General features: G+C 48.3%; 12 protein-coding genes. 5 read left to right on the top strand and 7 right to left on the bottom strand.

What is annotated here, in order from left to right; translation table 11 throughout:
* Positions 1–7 precede the first annotated feature (7 nt).
* The 6 genes from sanA to CLR69_RS07240 all read right to left on the bottom strand — a co-directional run bounded on the left by sanA (position 8) and on the right by CLR69_RS07240 (position 10408).
* Positions 8–787: an outer membrane permeability protein SanA gene (sanA, locus tag CLR69_RS07265; protein WP_129704372.1), complete on the bottom strand. Its 780-nt coding sequence runs from the start codon at positions 785–787 to the stop codon at positions 8–10.
* A 182-nt stretch (positions 788–969) separates the two neighbouring features.
* Complete coding sequence (gene rimO / locus CLR69_RS07260) at positions 970–2298, bottom strand: 30S ribosomal protein S12 methylthiotransferase RimO (protein ID WP_129704374.1); 1329 nt, start codon at positions 2296–2298, stop codon at positions 970–972.
* A 369-nt stretch (positions 2299–2667) separates the two neighbouring features.
* Positions 2668–4500, bottom strand: coding sequence for an ABC transporter ATP-binding protein (locus tag CLR69_RS07255; RefSeq protein WP_129711541.1), 1833 nt, complete (start codon positions 4498–4500; stop codon positions 2668–2670).
* Between the two features lie 136 nt (positions 4501–4636).
* A complete protein-coding gene (locus tag CLR69_RS07250; protein WP_129704376.1) occupies positions 4637–6445 on the bottom strand; it encodes a glycosyltransferase family 8 protein in 1809 nt (602 codons plus the stop codon).
* Positions 6446–6510: 65 nt separating this feature from the next.
* Positions 6511–8376, bottom strand: a complete 1866-nt coding sequence (locus CLR69_RS07245; RefSeq protein ID WP_129711476.1) for a glycosyltransferase family 8 protein — start codon at positions 8374–8376, stop codon at positions 6511–6513.
* Between the two features lie 181 nt (positions 8377–8557).
* On the bottom strand, positions 8558–10408 hold the full coding sequence (locus tag CLR69_RS07240) for a glycosyltransferase family 8 protein (protein ID WP_129711475.1): 1851 nt from the start codon (positions 10406–10408) through the stop codon (positions 8558–8560).
* 518 nt (positions 10409–10926) lie between these two features.
* Between CLR69_RS07240 and CLR69_RS07235 the strand changes: the two genes are divergently transcribed.
* A complete protein-coding gene (locus tag CLR69_RS07235; protein WP_129711474.1) occupies positions 10927–12093 on the top strand; it encodes a PQQ-dependent sugar dehydrogenase in 1167 nt (388 codons plus the stop codon).
* Between the two features lie 205 nt (positions 12094–12298).
* Here CLR69_RS07235 and CLR69_RS07230 read toward each other — a convergent pair whose 3' ends face one another.
* Positions 12299–12916: a glutathione S-transferase family protein gene (locus CLR69_RS07230; RefSeq protein WP_129711473.1), complete on the bottom strand. Its 618-nt coding sequence runs from the start codon at positions 12914–12916 to the stop codon at positions 12299–12301.
* A gap of 141 nt (positions 12917–13057) precedes the next feature.
* Here CLR69_RS07230 and CLR69_RS07225 point away from each other — a divergent pair, with 141 nt between their 5' ends.
* The 4 genes from CLR69_RS07225 to CLR69_RS07210 all read left to right on the top strand — a co-directional run bounded on the left by CLR69_RS07225 (position 13058) and on the right by CLR69_RS07210 (position 17142).
* Complete coding sequence (locus CLR69_RS07225) at positions 13058–13903, top strand: MetQ/NlpA family ABC transporter substrate-binding protein (protein WP_129711472.1); 846 nt, start codon at positions 13058–13060, stop codon at positions 13901–13903.
* Between the two features lie 81 nt (positions 13904–13984).
* Positions 13985–15001, top strand: coding sequence for a methionine ABC transporter ATP-binding protein (locus CLR69_RS07220; RefSeq protein WP_129711471.1), 1017 nt, complete (start codon positions 13985–13987; stop codon positions 14999–15001).
* Positions 14994–15653, top strand: a complete 660-nt coding sequence (locus CLR69_RS07215; RefSeq protein WP_129704390.1) for a methionine ABC transporter permease — start codon at positions 14994–14996, stop codon at positions 15651–15653. Before CLR69_RS07220 ends, CLR69_RS07215 begins: the two co-directional genes overlap by 8 nt.
* Before the next feature lie 283 nt (positions 15654–15936).
* Positions 15937–17142 carry a serine hydrolase gene (locus tag CLR69_RS07210; RefSeq protein WP_129711470.1) on the top strand — a complete coding sequence of 402 codons (1206 nt, stop codon included), beginning with the start codon at positions 15937–15939 and terminating at the stop codon, positions 17140–17142.
* Positions 17143–17164: the final 22 nt, after the last annotated feature.

Here is a 17164-nt window from a genome sequence, read left to right as displayed (position 1 = left end):
AGATGCACTACGGTGCCGCTTTCTCTTTCAGCGGCGTGGGTTCCTGCGCTGTTTTCGTTGGTTGGTAAGGTTTAGTCTGATTCACTGGTGAAGTCAGCACTTGTTCCGGCAGAACGGCAGGGTAGTCTGGCGCATCTTCTGGGATCTTATGCTCTGCGGGAATCGGCACCTGTGGTCCTAAAAAGCGCGGCTCGCGTTTGAGAATATACAGGTCGAACAGTGCGCCGAGACGAGCACCAAATTCACGAACTCGCACGGTCATCATGTTTTTGGGTGACGGCACGGCGTAGCACTGTGCCTGAATACCAAGGTGCAGCGCGATGAAGAGTGCACGCTCACAGTGGAAACGCTGGGTGATGATGGTGAAATCGTTGGTATCAAACACCTTGCGCGTTCTGACGATGGAATCCAGCGTACGGAAGCCAGCATAGTCCAGCACGATATCGGAAGGTGGAACGCCTGCAGCGATCAAATCGCGACGCATTGTCATTGGTTCATTGTAACTTTGCAGCGCGTTATCACCGCTTAATAGCAGGTAGCTGACTTTCCCGCTGTTGTAGGCGTTAATCGTTCCTTGCATACGGAACAGGTAATACTGATTGATCACGCCAGTGCGGTAGTATTTTGCTGTCCCCAATACGACGCCGACCTGACGTGGCGGCAAGGTCTGAAGCTCATCGTAAATAAATGGCGCGGTTTTCCAACTGATCCAGCGATCGAGGGCAAAAGCAGAGAGCAGCAGCACGCCAATGAGGGCTAACAAACCGAATGTCAGGCGTTTCCACATGCTTATGCCTCAGGTAAGGCGAGTAGACTAATCATGTCTCAAGGCTACTTTACCTGACAGGGTGACGCAAGAAGCAGGCGAGGAACAGACGGTTTATTGATTGAATTTTCAGCGTTCGGGGCGATAGGGTGTGGAAATAAAACGCCAGCCTTTCGGGCAGAAAAGCTGGCGTGATGAGCGTATTAAACGCGGCTACCCCACAGATCGTATTCGTCAGCATGTTCGATTTTTACTTTGACGATATCACCGACTTTTACGCCAGTTTCTCCGTTCAGGTAAACCGCACCGTCTATCTCTGGCGCATCGGCCATGCTGCGTCCAATCGCACCTTCTTCGTCGATTTCATCGATCAGCACCAGCACTTCACGGCCAATTTTATCCTGCAAACGCTGGGTGGAGATTGCCTGCTGAAGCTGCATGAAGCGGTGGAAACGTTCTTCTTTAACTTCTTCCGGCACCTGACCTGGCAATTCATTAGCCGCTGCGCCTTCGACCGGGCTGAATTTGAAACAGCCTACACGGTCAAGTTTGGCTTCTTTCAGGAAGTCGAGCAGCATCTGGAAGTCTTCTTCCGTTTCGCCGGGGAAGCCGACAATAAAGGTAGATCGCAGCGTTAAATCAGGGCAAATTTCGCGCCAGCGCTTAATGCGCTCCAGCGTTCTTTCTACCGCGCCCGGGCGCTTCATCAGCTTGAGGATCTTCGGGCTGGCGTGTTGGAGCGGAATGTCCAGATAAGGCAGAACTTTCCCTTCGGCCATTAATGGGATCACATCGTCTACGTGTGGGTAAGGGTAGACATAGTGCAAGCGCACCCACACACCCAGCGAGGCCAGTTGCTCACATAGGCTGACCATACTTGTCTTGACCGGTTGGCCATTCCAAAAACCGGTACGCTGCTTCACATCAGCACCGTATGCCGAGGTGTCTTGCGAAATCACCAGCAGCTCTTTTACTCCAGCATCGACCAGACGTTTCGCTTCATCCAGTACCGAACCGATCGGCCGGCTATCCAAATCGCCACGCATGGAAGGAATGATGCAGAACGTACAGCGGTGGTTACAGCCTTCTGAAATTTTCAGGTATGCATAATGACGTGGTGTGAGTTTCACACCTTGTTCGGGAACCAGACTGGTAAACGGATTGTGCGTCGGTTTAGGGACATATTGATGAACGTGTGACAGCACTTGCTCGTAGCTGTGCGGACCGGTAATTTCCAGAACCTTAGGATGCACTTCGCGTATTTGATTTTCTTTGGCGCCCAAACAGCCTGTCACGATGACTTTGCCGTTTTCATTCAGCGCTTCGCCGATAGCTTCCAGCGACTCTTGTACGGCGCTGTCAATAAAACCACAGGTATTGACGATAACCAGTTCAGCGTCGTCATAACGTGGCACGACCTGATAACCTTCAGTACGCAGTTCGGTCAGAATCCTCTCGGAGTCGACGAGGTTTTTCGGGCAACCAAGGGAAACAAAGCCGATACGTGGTTGTGGGGGGGCGATATTGCTCATAAGGATAAAAAATAGTCAAAGTTATGTTCGTTAGGGCAGCGATTGTACCGATGTCAACATCAAATGCCTATAAGAAGATGAGGGAGAAAGCGATAACAATGGGGTTTTTTGCCCACGGGACGTAGGGGCGAATACCGTGCGTTTAAGCACTGAGAGACTCAGTGAGACTACGGGGAGAGGTGTTCCTGCGAACCTGTCCCCATATTTATCTTAAAAATGGCCTTAAGTGACAGGCATGAAAGGGAGGACTCACTTTTTCCGTTTTCCGGCGAAATTGTAGCGAATCATTAAGGCCAGTAGCCAGAAGCGTGGAGGGTAGAAGCGATATCTGTTAGTGGCTGTGCCTTCCGGTTGTGTTTTACGCCAGATTTAGCTTATCCCGACAAACCCATCCGTTTGATGCCGCCACAAACGGGCATATACCCCCTCTCGTGCCAATAAATCGGTATGGTTTCCTACTTCGACAATTCTTCCCTGTTGCATTACCACCAGACGATCCATTTTGGCGATGGTTGATAGGCGGTGGGCGATAGCAATAACGGTTTTTCCTTTCATTAATATATCCAGATTATCCTGAATAGCGGCCTCTGCTTCCGAGTCCAGTGCTGATGTTGCCTCATCCATCACTAAAATAGGGGCATCTTTCAGCAATACGCGTGCGATGGCAATACGTTGACGCTGACCTCCCGATAATTTGATACCCCGTTCTCCTACATGTGCATCTAGTCCTGAACGACCTTGTGAATCGGCGATTTGCATGATGAATTCATCTGCTTGTGCATTCCTCAGTGCTTGCATCAACTCTTTATCAGTGGCGTTGTATTTACCGTACAGCAGGTTATCGCGTATCGAGCGGTGCAGCAGCGAGGTATCTTGTGTAATCATCCCGATTTGCTCCCGCAGACTTTCTTGTGTCACGTCGGCAATATTCTGGTTATCGATGAGGATACTTCCACTTTGCAGGTCATAAAGGCGAAGAAGCAATCCGACCAACGTTGACTTACCTGCTCCAGAGGGCCCGACGAGACCAATTTTTTCCCCAGGCCTGATGCAAAAATTGAATTCTTCAATGATGTGGTGTGAGGTGTTGTAACGAAAATTAACCTGCTCAAAGGTGATAGCGCCATTCTGTATATTCAATGACGGAGCATCTACTTTATCGGTAATGCCAATAGGTTGAGAAATTGTCTTCATGCCTTCTTGTACGATACCAAGGTTTTCGAAGATGCTATTCATCACCCACATGATCCACCCTGACATATTTGCGATACGAATTATTAAACTGGTCACTATCGCGATCGCGCCAGCGCTTAGCAAGGATTGCGTCCAGAGCCATAGCGCAAAACCGATACTACCGATGATCAACAGATTATTCAGCATGATGATTGCCAGATCCATACTGGTGAGTACACGGTTGGCCATCTGCATTTTATGCGTTTGTTCTTCCATTGCATCCCGAACATAGCGAGTTTCAAGCATGGTATGAGAAAATAACTTCAAAGTGAAAATGTTGGTATAGCCATCAACGATACGCCCAATGAGTTTTGAGTTGGCCTCTGTTGACTCAATAGTCCGTGCCTTGACCCGTGGCACGAAATAGCGGATACAGCCGATGTATAATGCTACCCAGATAATAAGTATTAACATTAAACGCCAGTCCATTTCTGACAGCAGAAACAGCGTACTTAATATATAAATCAGCACATGCCAAATAGCAGAGACCGCCTGAACAGCTGAGTCACGTAGTGCTCCTCCTGTTTGCATAATGCGTTGTGCGATCCGTCCGGCAAAATCACTTTGAAAGAAATTCAGGCTCTGCTTGAGTACAACATTATAATTCTGCCATCGAATCATGTTCGTCATACAAGGGTTAATCGATTGATTAGTGAGTAAGTTACGTAATCCCATAAAAAAGGGATGAATGACGAGCATAAGGGTCGCCATCCAGAGAAGTTCATTACCATGTTCACTAAAGAAGCGGTTATTGGGAGTGATGCGGATGAGATCGATAATACGGCCTAAATAACTGAGTATCACCACATCAATAAGCGCGGTAATTCCCCCTACGACTAATAGTACAACGAAGCTTGGCCAGACTTGATATAGATAGTGAAAATAAAAGGCTCGTAATCTATTTGGGGGGGTATCTGTTGGCGCATCGCGGAAAATAGCTATCAGTTGCTCAAATCGACGATAAAGCATACCTACCTCTTTTATATTCATCCCTGAAGGAAGTAGCCTGCTCTGATATATCACAGCAGGCTTGGCTGTATTTTTCGATAATCCGTGAAAGTTTACTTTTATGCTCAATCTGGTAGACCTTTCTTAGCATAGGATCTTAGATAGAGAGGAAAATATCTTTCCCGAAAATACGCACGGCATGGTCATAAAAGCGGGACCAGAGTGTTACTCCCTGACCTAAGTAAGCCAGGTGCCACGGTTTAGGTGTGTTGACGAAATGGACAATAGTGGCGTTTTCATGAATTGCACTCACCGGCCGACCTGGGGGCATATAGCAATTATATTTATTATCCAGTGGTAGATAGAGGCCACGGATCGCTTTGTTCAGTGCGCACTGATCCTGAAAAATGAGTAAGTTGTCTGTGTCTTCACTGTAGGCAATCGCAGCTTCTATTGCGGGTAATGTAGCTGGGTGATGGAAATCCAATAGCATCACACCAGAGTTAAAGTAGCGGCCATTAGTGATACCATGCAGCTTGATCGCTTTGTCTACCAGAGGGTCAATCTGATCATTGCACGCCGCCAGCGGGAACTCTTCCATATCCATATATAACAGCGGCAGTGGTGAAAATTGGACAACAACATCTGAATCAAGATATAGGGCGCGGGCTACACCACATTGGGATAGGTAACGGCTGGCATAAATCCGAGCGTATGCCATTGTGCTCTGTACATCTCCCATAGTGTTAAACCCGTACTTAGTACGGCATTGAGAAAGTTGCATTTGCAACGTTGAGACCACTCGTAGCGTCAGAGACGAAAATTCCTTGTTGAAATTGTCTGCAATACGTTCCCATAGGCTATGGGTTTCCGGTAACACGAAAATATAGAGATCTGGTAAATTTTCACTACGTTCGATGGTGAGCGCTAACGAAATGAGTGCGACAATCGCTGGTGCGGTATACTCTGCATCGGTACAGAAAAAAATGGCACTTTCGGAAACGGTATGCAGTGGTGAAGGATGAACACCAAGTGAAGATTGTTCCTGTTGCTCTGTATTTTCTGGTTTATGATCTTGGTCGTTCCCGTTATGAATTCGTTGTTGCGTTGAATCTAATGTTATTAGTGCGCTCCGTAAGCGGATCAGGTCGGGTGAAGTAAACCAACCGTGCAGTTGTTCTATGGCACGTATCAGCCTGATTGTTTCTCCTGTCTGAGTCGCAACCAGCAAAATATGTTTGGCGTTGTACTGATAAGAAAAATCAAGGTTGAGCCAGATTTCTAACAAGGGAACAACGTCGTCGTAGCGCGCTAAACTGATCAAGCAATAGATAGCACTTTGGATAAGACGAGGAGATAGCGTTTCATATGCGCCAAGATCGGTCAACCATGCCAACCCTGCTTCTGGATTACCGATATCGCACTCGTAGCGGATACGAAGCCCTAAAAGTTCTTCAGACACCCTATAATCTCGAATTGGAATATTTTCGAACTGTTGGCGCAGTTCGTCTAAACGCCGGTCTCTAAATAGGTACTTTAAATAAAGTATACGAGTATTGAGATGCTGGCCGGCAAACTCTGACAAATGTGAAAGGATGGCATTCGCTTCTTTTAGGCTCCCGGCATTAATCAGACGGGTTGCGCTGTGGACAAGGCCGTCATAATTACGAGAAGAGTAGGCTATAGACGCGTTGTTAAAAAGTCTGGCAGTTGCACTGTCAGCACCATATTGCAGGGAAATGTTCAGATAACTGGCGGCCAAAATTCCCGATGAAAGCGATGTTTGCTGCTGGAGTGCAAGCAGCACCTCACGAGTATCATGCTGGTTGAGAAGTGTTTTGAATATCGCTACATGAATATCTTCAGGTGATGCATTATTGGTAAGAGAAGATGGATTAGACGTTGATTGTCTCTCTGGTTGCAGTGCGAGGTTTGGCAGCACTAAGTTCCGATCCTGTTTGGACATATCTATGTTCCTTGTATTGTTGGCTTTCTAAAATCGATACTAAACGTGAGATCTATCGGTGGTGTTTAATATGTGTCCCTCGTAGTGCGATCTTCGCTTATGGCATAAAAGACCTCCTCGCTGACTGTCTCTATTGCATGGTGCTTGTAGCCAGCCCAAAGTGCGGCTCCTCTACCGCTGTAGGTAAGATCCCAAGGTTTAGGCGTACTGATAAAATGCACGATAGTTGCATTCTCATCTTGAGGATGGGCCGTATCGTCAGGAACAATGAACCAGTTAAACCTTTCATCCAAATCCAGATACAGTCCCTGCACGGCTTTGTTTAGAGCGCATTGATCGAGATAGAGCAGTTTATTATCGAGTTGCTCGCTATAAGCGATGGCCGAATTTACTGTTAATTGCGTTGCTGGGTGCTGGAAATCAAGCAGTAAAATACCGGAATTGAAGTAGCGCCCACTTGGAATACCGTGCAACTTAATGGCGCGGCTGATTCTTGGGTGTGTACGTTCAGTACGTGCTGCGAGTGGATATCCTTCCATGTCCATATGCAGCAAACTCGTTGGTGAACGGCGCACAACAATATCGGAATCCAAATACAATGCCCGTGTAATGCCTAACTCTTGCAAATAGCGACTTGCGTAAAGCCGGGCGTACGCGGTGATGCTCAGCATTTTGCCGTAGTTTTGAAACCCGTAATGCGCCCGGCTTTCATCGAGATTTATCTGTAATGTCGACACAATTTGCACTGTCAGCGTAAATTTTTGGGCAAAGCAGTGTGCTATGTGGAGCCAGATGTCATGCGTTTCAGGCAGAACAAACATGTAAATTTCGGGGAGATCCTTAGTCTGTGTAATCGACATTGCCAATGAGGTTAGCGCTACCAGCGCTGGAACGTTATATGCGGTATCAGCACATAAGAAAATAGCGTGTCTTTGCCTTGAGGCTGTCATGGATATCATGTCGTTGGCGTAGGGGAAGGCTAGCTCTCTGGTGCTTTGGTGCTCATCAACAGAAGTAACTTTCGCATGAGCAGAATGGCGTGCTTCAATTGTTTGGAGTAATGCGCTACGCAGGTGTAACAGATCGAGCGAAGTGAACCAGCCATGTAATACCTCGATAGCCCGCACGAGCCTCAAGGTGCCACTGCTTTTTGACGCCGTATTCAGCACCAGTTCCGCGTGATCCTTAAAAGAGAAATTGAGACTGAGCCATGTTTCAAGTAAAGGCAAGGCCTCCTCAAATCTGCCGAGGTCGTTCAGGCATTGTGCCGCAGACCACATGAGGTCGACAGGTAACGTGTTTAGAGGACCTAACTTCTCCAACCATGTTAGCCCTGTATCGGGCCGTCCCGTCATACACTCGTATCTAACACGTAGTGTAAGGAGCTCAGTGTTGAGCTGATAATCGCGTAAAGAAATACGGACAAATTGTCTGTGCAACTCGTCGAACTGTGCAGTCTTAAGCATGAATTTCAAACGGAGAATCTTGATATCTGAAGTGTGGCCAGTGAATTCACATAGATGTGAAATGACCGACTCTGCATCTGACATCAGCTCTGCGTCGATTAGGCGAGTTGCGACGCCGACCAGCGCCTGATAACAGCTATGCACGTATGCCATTTGCACGCTCTTTAGCAAGCGGGCGACACCTTGGTCGGCACCATAGCGGAGGCATAATTGCAGGTAGCTAGCTGTCAAAACACCCAGAGAAACATTGGCGTTCTTTGTTTGCAGTGCAGCAAACGTGCGACTGGCATCGTGCAAATTGAGCACTATTCTGCTTATCTCAATATTGAGGAATGTGTCGGTTATGGTAAGGCCAGCCGAAGGCTCGGTTATTCGACTAGCCGATAAATGACCTGAAACCAAGGGTGGTGCAACGGGCCCTCTGGTGTGGTGTGAGAAAAAAAAATCCTTGTCTTGTGCCGTCATCTCTGCACTCCCTATTGCGGATATCGTGAGTTGGTACTGTCACCCAATGAAATGACGGCCAACGGTATCCGCCCGTAGTTGTACTACCTGCACTAGTATCAGACGCGGTCTCGATGGGACTGCGCCTATTAGATCGATAAAAGATTTGAAGCGCCCTGGTGTTGATAGGCGTTAGTGTTTATTAAAAGCCGTCTTCCTTCGCGGAGGGACGGGGAGGGGTAAAACAAAAAAGCTCATCGCCGACTATGCGTAGCGCATGGCGTTGGTATTCATTCCATAGCTTGAGGCCTTGTCCAGCGTAGCCCGCTTGCCAGGGTTTTGGTGCTTCAATGAAATGCACAATAATGGTGTCATCAACCGTCATTTGTGTTGGGCTACTGGGTGGCATGAATCTGTTGTACCGCTCATCCAGCGCCAGATAAAGCCCCGAAATGGCTTTGTTTAGTGCGCATTGGTCAAGGAAAAGCAACGAGCTATCCCCTTGTTCGCTATAAGTAATTGCGGTATTAATGTTAGAAATTGTGGCCGGATGCGTGAGGTCAAACAGCAGCACTCCAGCATTGAAATAACGCTTATTGGCAATCCGATGTAGTCTTATTGCACGTTTTATCAGCGGACTATTTCGGTCAGTGCGTGCAGCCAATGGGAACCCCTGCATATCCTCATAGAGCAGGGATAAGGGCGAATGCAGGATCACAATATCAGAATCCAGATAGAGTGCACGGGCCACGCCGATATGATGTAAATAGCGGCTTGCGTAGAACCGTGCGTAGGCTGCTGTACTCAATTTCTCACCCGCGCTATAGAAACCAAAATGTGCTCGTTTTTCATCCAGCTCCATCTGTAATGTTGATACAATTCGTAGCGTTATGGCTTGAAACGTTGCTGAGAATCGATCGGCAATACGTTCCCAACGGGGATGTATTTCGGGTGGAACAAAGATATAGATATCTGGTGGATTCTTGGCGCAGTCTATCGACATCGCCAATGACGTTAACGCTACAACGGTCGGGAGACTAAACGCGGCATCTGTACAGAAAAATATGGCATATTCAGATAGGGGGGGCACTAACGACAAAGGGACATCACCGAATGTTTGAGAGTTGCCTGTTGGAAGGGGGACGTTAGTTTGAACTGGGTAGGACGTGGTATAAGCCTGAAGCAGCGTCGTGCGCAAGCGGACCAGATCAGGACTGGTAAACCAGCCATGGAGGTGTTCGATAGTCTGCACCAGCCTGGGCGTTTCCCCCGTTTTTTCCGCCACCCGCAGCACGCGCTTAGTGTCCCTCTGATAGGAAAAATCAAGGCTAAGCGATGCTTCTAGTAAGGGAATAGCTTCCTCGTATCGTTCCAGCGTAGTCATGCAATCCACGGCCCACCGGAGTAAGAGAGGCGGTAGCGTGTTGAGGGGGGATAAGGCTATTAACCATTCCAGACCTGCTACTGGATTCCCCATCACACAGTCATATTTGATACGAAGCGCAAGCAGCTCGTCTGACGTTTGGTAATCTTTCAGGGGAATGTCTTTAAACACTGAACTCAGTTCATCAAGCTGTTCGAGTGCAAATAGATATTTTAAGCGCAAGATACGTTGAGCGGGATGCCGACTAGCGAACTCCGATAAGTGCAAAATAATCGTATTAGCCTCGTCCATGAAACTGGTGTTAATCAAACGTGTTGCGACATTAACAAGATCATTATGAGTGTTTCGGTTGTAGCGCATTCTGATCTTCTGAAACAGATTGGCCACACCGCGATCGGCACCGTACATTAGGCAGAGTTGTAAATAGTGGGCTGACACATGAGCTAAAGTCAGTTCTGGCATTCTCTGCCGTATTATTTCAATCACTTCCTTTGCATCATGTCTATTGAGCAATATTTTAAATACTTCCGAGTGAATATCCTGAAGTGGTTGTGTACTGGAATAATGTTCTTTTACAGGGTGAATAACTGATTCTATTCTAATATTTTCTGGAGGATGTGGTAATAAACTATCGTGTGGAATAAGTAAATCTTGGCCTTGTTGTTCCATATATGCACTCCTTGCTATTAGGATTTTTATGTGATGTACGTCACAGACTCTTCAAGTTAATGAACGATTTACAATTGACCGTTATTAATGGATGCGTTTTTTATTGCTTTGTATTGATTTGAAAAATTAACCATGATGTAGGTGTAAATGGCTTATTGTTTTTTTTGTTCGATGTTTAATTATGTGGGTTTAATTTATTCCTTTTTGTATAGATACGAAAAAATCGTATCTTATGCTAATATTTGTGGCAAATGAATATTTCAACAACCGCATTTTATGCACATTGCTGAGTGTTGGCATGTTTTTAATTGAATTCGAAATGGTTTCTATATTCCATGCAATATCAGGATGTAGATTCTAAATAGCTCTAATTTCAGAAAGATGGTAAACAAACAAAATAGAAGCGTGTGGGCATGAGATCAAAAGCTTCCACTTATTGGCTTGTCGTAACTTTTTTTTTGCACAAACATCGCCTGCCGCCTAAATTTACAGGACTTTTGTTGGATGGAGACAACGCTATGTCCTATTGCCCGATGCCTTGCAATTCTGCTTCACACACTCGGTTACGACGATTTTCTGCTGCGCCACACTGGTTGCTGCTGAGCGCAACGTTGCTGTTTTCCAGCCAGCTATTGGCGGCCGAACCGAAGGTGACTGAATTACAGGATAAGCTGGATCACCCGTGGTCATTAGCATTTTTGCCGGAAAATCAGGGAATCTTGATCACGGAACGTGCTGGGAATCTACGTTTATGGAAAGCGGATAGCGCGTTGTCTGCCCCCATTGCTGGCGTGCCGAAAGTTTTCGCCAAATCACAAGGTGGGCTACTGGAAGTTGCGCTATCGCCGGATTTTGCGCAGAACCGTCGCATCTACCTGAGCTTTGCCGAGGAGGGGAGCGATGGCAAAGCGGGAACCGCCGTCGGGTATGGCAAACTTTCCGAAGATAATAAGCGGTTAGAGAATTTCACTATCTTCTTCCGTCAGGAACCGAAGCTGTCGACGGGTAATCATTTCGGCGGCAAGCTGGCCTTTGATCGACAAGGGTATCTGTTTATCGCACTGGGTGAAAACAACGAGCGCCCGACTGCACAGGATCTGGATAAGTTACAAGGTAAAATTGTTCGCCTGACGGCAGATGGCAAGGTGCCGTCCGATAACCCGTTTGTTAACACACCTAACGTACGTCCTGAAATCTGGTCTTATGGGCACCGTAATCCACAGGGATTGGCGATTAACCCATGGTCTGGTGTGCTGTGGGAAAATGAACACGGCCCGAAAGGCGGTGATGAGATCAACATCCCTAAAGCGGGTGAGAATTACGGCTGGCCGATTGCAACACATGGCATCAACTATTCCGGGCTAAAAATTCCAGAAGCGAAAGGAAAAGAGATCGCAGGAATGGCGAATCCTGATTTTTACTGGGAAAAATCACCGGGCATCAGCGGGATGGCCTTCTATAACAGCGATCGTTTCCCGCAGTGGAAAAACTCGGTCTTTATCGGTGCACTGGCAGAGAAGAACCTGATTCGTCTGACGCTTGAGGGTGACAAGGTCGCTTCACAAGAGCGTTTGCTGAACGATCGGGGTGAACGTATCCGCGACGTAAGGCTGGGACCTGACGGCTACCTCTATTTGCTGACCGATCACGACAATGGCAAATTACTGAAGGTTGGGCTGGAGTAAAAAATCAGGCACCGCAAGGTGCCCCGTTGACAAACCTATGGAACGAGAACGGGGGTAATGGGATAGAAGAGTAAAGCGTTTGCGCCATGGATGGCGCAATCCGAGCTTACAGGGATGTACTTGCAGCGTCTTTACGATCTACCCATTATCACCGCTCTGCATACTTTGTCAGCAAAATCAGGCACCGGAAGGTGCCTGTGTCCACTTAAGACAGCGGAATCATGACGTGCTTTTGGTAAGCCGGACGTGCTGCCAACTGCTGATACCAGCGCTCCAGATGAGGATGCGTCTGACGTTCAATCGGCATATTTAGCCAGCCGTAGACAACGCAGCCTAGCGGAATATCACCAACGCCAAACCGATCGCCGGATAGCCACGGCTGACGAGCCAGAACCGTATCGACAATACTGAGCAGACGTTCACATTCAGCCATGCCTTTCTGTACCAATGCCATATCGCGTTTTTCCGGCGCGATGCGCACCATATTAATGAACACCGGGCCGAAAGACGCTGCAAGTGAGCTCGTCCAGTCCATCCACTTTTCTGCACCTGCACGTTCGCCCGCATCAGCGAGATACAGCGAATTCTGGCCGTACTGTGCCGCCAGATAACGTACGATGGTGTTGGATTCCCACAGCACCAGATCGTCGTCCTGCAAACAGGGAATGAGGCCATTAGGGTTCATCGCCAGATAATCAGCATCATGATTACGGCCGAATTGTCCGCCAGCCACTATGTGTTGATACGGCAGCGCAAGCTCTTCCGCGCACCACAGGACTTTCTTGACGTTGGTCGAATTGTCACGACCCCAAATCGTTATCATACCTACCTCTTTCTGCATAAAGGATGTTCAAATGTTTGCGACAGTCGATGAGAAATAATGATATGCCTTTTTAGTCTTTATGATTTAACTTGTCATTCTTAATAATGACAGCAAGTTACATTCAGACAGGAAAGTTACACAATGAAATTGACGCATTCTGTTCGCGCCGCTCTGGGCATCACGCTGTTTGCCGCCAGTTTGCAATTTGCTGTGGCCAGCAGCGATCCGCAGACGATCACGTTTGGCGTAGCACCTGGGCCGTATGGCGACATGGTGAATCTGGCGATTAAACCTGAGCTGGTGAAAAAAGGTTACAAGGTCGTCGTGCGTGAATTCAGTGATTACGTTCAGCCCAATCTGGCACTGGCAAACGGCAGCATCGACGCCAACCTCTTCCAGCATACACTCTATCTGGAGAAATTTGCCGAGGATAAAGGGTTAAAAATTTCTCCACTGATTGTTGTACCGACGGCAAGCATGGGCTTCTATTCGAAGAAGATCACATCGCTGGATGAGCTGAAAAAAGGAGATGTGGTCACGCTATCTAACGATGCCACCAACCTGGCACGTGGCCTGCGTTTTCTGCAATCGATAGGGCTGATTAAGATTAAGGCTGATATCGATCCAACCAAGGCTTCTGAGAAAGATATCCTTGAAAACCCACGTGGGTTGGTTTTCAAACCGATGGAAGCGGCACAGTTGCCTCGTACGCTGGATAGCGTGACGGCATCGCTGGTGAACGGTAATTTTGCGCTGGCATCAGGCATGAAGCTGTCATCGGCCATCAAGCTGGAAACGCTGGATGAGAACCTGAAGAATGTTATTGCCGTGCGCACCGACGATCTTGATAAGCCATTCGTGAAAGATACAAAAGCGATTGTGGAATCACCTGCGTATGCCGCTGTGATCAACGATCCTGCGTTGATGTATAGCCAGTTCCAGAAACCTGAGTGGATGCAGGCAAAAACGCCAGCGCCCGCACAGTAAGCGTTAAGCTGTACAGAATACTATTTGGCCGGTCTATGACCGGCTTTCTTCTTTTCCGCTCAGGCCAGGAGTTTGCGGATAATGATTCAGTTAGAAGGGGTTAGCGTTGACTTCTCACAAGGGAAGCAACCAGAAAATCGCGCAGTGGACAATGTGTCTCTGCACATCCAACGCGGAGAGGTTTACGGTATTGTCGGCACTAGCGGTGCGGGAAAAAGTACGTTGCTGCGGACCATCAATCTCTTACAGCGGCCGACCTCTGGCCGTGTGCTCGTCAATGGCGTGCTCATCAGCGAATTAGCAGGGCAGCCGCTGCGTGAACAGCGGCAAAAAATTGGCATGATATTTCAGCATTTCAACCTGATGCAGACGCGGACCGTGACAGAAAACGTCGCGTTTAGCTTGAAAGCTGCCGGGAAATCTAATGCGGAAATTGCTCAGCGCGTGCCGGAAATTCTGAATCTGGTGGGGTTGTCTGATAAAGCATCGTCTTACCCGGCACAGCTCAGCGGTGGTCAGAAACAGCGGGTGGGCATAGCCAGAGCGATTGCCAACGATCCTGAAGTGTTGCTGTGCGATGAACCGACCTCGGCACTCGATTTGGAAACGTCAGCCGCCATTCTGGTACTACTGAAAGAGATTAACGAGAAACTCGGTATTACCATCGTGCTGATCTCCCATGAGATGAGCGTGATTAAAGCTGTCTGCGATCGGGTCGCAGTGATGACGGGTGGTCGGGTGGTAGAAGAGGGGGATGTTTTCGATATCTTTGCTACGCCACAGCACGAATTTACCCACCAACTAGTATCTCATACGTTGGATCTCGCCTTGCCGCCTCGCTTGCTGGAGGACTTACAAGGCACATTATTGAAGATTCTATTCGTCGGTGAATCGGCGGAGCAGCCTGTGCTATCGGACGTTGCAACGCGCTTTGGTGTGTCCGTCAATATTCTACACGGTAAGATCGAATACATTGGTAATCGTGCGTTAGGCATACTCGTGGCGCTATTGACTCATCCATCAGACCCCGAAAAAGTGGCGGAAGCGGTGAAGCATATTCAGGTAAGAACGGCGAATGTGGAGGTGCTACATGGCTGATTTATGGATCGATCTGATCGCAGCGTTTGGTGAAACATTCCAGATGGTGGGCATTTCCACGCTGTTTGCTGTAATCGGTGGTTTACCGCTGGGGCTGCTGATTTACGTTACGGACAGGAACCTGTTCTGGCAAAATCGCGCCGTCTATCTGTTTGGCACCGTGTTGGTGAATATCATCCGTTCTATTCCCTTCGTTATTCTGCTGGTGCTGCTGCTGCCGCTTACACAGATTCTGTTGGGCAATACAATTGGACCTGTGGCGGCGGCAGTGCCGATGTCTGTCGCGGCGATCGCATTTTATGCCCGTCTGGTAGATAGCGCACTGCGTGAGATCGATCCCGGTATCGTGGAAGCGGCTGAAGCCTTTGGCGCCAGTCCGATGCGCATTATTGGCACGGTACTGTTGCCAGAAGCAAAAGCAGGACTATTGCGTGGTCTGACGATTACGCTCGTAAGCCTCATCGGCTATTCGGCGATGGCGGGCATTGTCGGCGGCGGTGGAGTCGGTGATTTGGCGATCCGCTTCGGCTATTACCGTTATGAAACCGAGGTTATGGTAATTACCGTGATTGCACTGGTTATTCTGGTGCAGGTGGTGCAGACGCTGGGTGACTGGCTGTCGAAACGCGCCGATAAACGCGAGCGCCGTTAGGCGTCACGTCTGGGCACGAGGGGGGACTGATGCTGCCATATCCCCTCGTACTTCTGCTATTTTTCTGATTATTCTACCGTTTGCATTTTCAGACATTCCTTATGTTTCGCTAAGTCCTTTTTTTATAAAAGTTTTTTTAGAACATTTCATTTCTTTGACTATCTTTACAGAAGCAGCGGTTTTCATCCTAGGGGTGACGCGTTACCTTTGTATGTTACTAAAGTTTTCAAAACATATTGAAAATTAATAATTTTTAACGACTGATGGACATTGCGGCGAACTCATGAAAACAACTCCTTTCCTGACCAGACTCACGTCTTTCTCTGTAGGTACGGTATTGCTTGTTGGTTTGGTGCCTCTCACCTATGCGGAACAGTTGCCAGCCGTGCCGCAAATTGACGCCAAAGCCTTTATTTTGATCGATCACAACAGCGGCAAGGTGCTGGCGGAAAGTAACGCCGATGAGCGCCTTGATCCTGCCAGCCTGACAAAAATCATGGCGAGCTACGTGATTGGGCAGGCTATCAAATCCGGTAAAATTCGTCCGACGGATGAAGTCACAGTTGGAAAAGATGCGTGGGCAACGGGTAATCCGACGCTGCGCGGATCGTCTCTGATGTTCCTGAAGCCGGGCGATCGCATCCCGGTTTCTGAGTTAAATAAAGGGATTGTCATTCAGTCGGGTAATGATGCCAGCATTGCACTGGCTGATTACGTCGCGGGTAGTCAGGATGCATTCGTCAGCCTGATGAACAATTATGCAAAGGCGCTTAATCTGACGAATACGCATTTTCTTACTGTACATGGTCTTGATGCGCCGGGGCAGTACAGTACCGCGCGCGATATGGCGCTCTTAGGGCAGGCGCTGATTCGCGACGTGCCGGAAGAGTATGCATTACACAAAGAAAAAGAGTTCACCTTCAATAATATTCGTCAGCCTAACCGTAACCGTCTGCTATGGAGCACGAACCTGAATGTGGATGGTGTGAAAACGGGTCACACCAATGGCGCGGGGCATAATTTGGTGGCCTCGGCAACGGAAGGCAATATGCGCCTGATTTCCGTGGTGTTGGGGGCACAAACGGATGCCATTCGTTTCCGTGAAAGCGAAAAATTGCTCACATGGGGCTTCCGCTTTTTTGAAACGGTAACGCCGATCAAGACAGATGCACCTTTTACCACGCAGCGAGTATGGTTTGGCACGGAGAAGGAGACACGGCTTGGGGTGGCGCAGGATGCGGCATTGACGATCCCAAAAGGGCAGATGAAGAATCTGAAAGCCAGTTTCACGCTGAATCAGCCACAGCTCTCGGCACCGTTAACCAAGAATCAGGTTGTTGGCACCATTGACTTCCAACTGGATGGTAAAAGCATCGGACAGCGCCAACTGGTGGCGATGGATGATATCCCAGAGGCCGGCTTCTTTAGTCGTCTCTGGGATTCGGTGATGATGAAGGTACAGCAGTGGTTTGGTGGGTTATTCGGCTAAGAGTCTATCCTAGTAGGGCTAC

This window comes from Pectobacterium zantedeschiae (assembly GCF_004137795.1).
GTDB classification, from domain to species: domain Bacteria; phylum Pseudomonadota; class Gammaproteobacteria; order Enterobacterales; family Enterobacteriaceae; genus Pectobacterium; species Pectobacterium zantedeschiae.
Note: the sequence above shows the minus strand (reverse complement) of the source record. Positions and strands in the feature narration are given on the sequence as shown.

What these genes read in the sequence shown, in the direction of transcription:
- sanA (WP_129704372.1), bottom strand. Translation starts at nt 787, where the DNA reads ATGTGGAAACGCCTGACATTCGGTTTGTTAGCCCTCATTGGCGTGCTG.
- rimO (WP_129704374.1), bottom strand. Translation starts at nt 2,298, where the DNA reads ATGAGCAATATCGCCCCCCCACAACCACGTATCGGCTTTGTTTCCCTT.
- CLR69_RS07255 (WP_129711541.1), bottom strand. Translation starts at nt 4,500, where the DNA reads ATGCTTTATCGTCGATTTGAGCAACTGATAGCTATTTTCCGCGATGCG.
- CLR69_RS07250 (WP_129704376.1), bottom strand. Translation starts at nt 6,445, where the DNA reads ATGTCCAAACAGGATCGGAACTTAGTGCTGCCAAACCTCGCACTGCAA.
- CLR69_RS07245 (WP_129711476.1), bottom strand. Translation starts at nt 8,376, where the DNA reads ATGACGGCACAAGACAAGGATTTTTTTTTCTCACACCACACCAGAGGG.
- CLR69_RS07240 (WP_129711475.1), bottom strand. Translation starts at nt 10,408, where the DNA reads ATGGAACAACAAGGCCAAGATTTACTTATTCCACACGATAGTTTATTA.
- CLR69_RS07235 (WP_129711474.1), top strand. Translation starts at nt 10,927, where the DNA reads ATGTCCTATTGCCCGATGCCTTGCAATTCTGCTTCACACACTCGGTTA.
- CLR69_RS07230 (WP_129711473.1), bottom strand. Translation starts at nt 12,916, where the DNA reads ATGATAACGATTTGGGGTCGTGACAATTCGACCAACGTCAAGAAAGTC.
- CLR69_RS07225 (WP_129711472.1), top strand. Translation starts at nt 13,058, where the DNA reads ATGAAATTGACGCATTCTGTTCGCGCCGCTCTGGGCATCACGCTGTTT.
- CLR69_RS07220 (WP_129711471.1), top strand. Translation starts at nt 13,985, where the DNA reads ATGATTCAGTTAGAAGGGGTTAGCGTTGACTTCTCACAAGGGAAGCAA.
- CLR69_RS07215 (WP_129704390.1), top strand. Translation starts at nt 14,994, where the DNA reads ATGGCTGATTTATGGATCGATCTGATCGCAGCGTTTGGTGAAACATTC.
- CLR69_RS07210 (WP_129711470.1), top strand. Translation starts at nt 15,937, where the DNA reads ATGAAAACAACTCCTTTCCTGACCAGACTCACGTCTTTCTCTGTAGGT.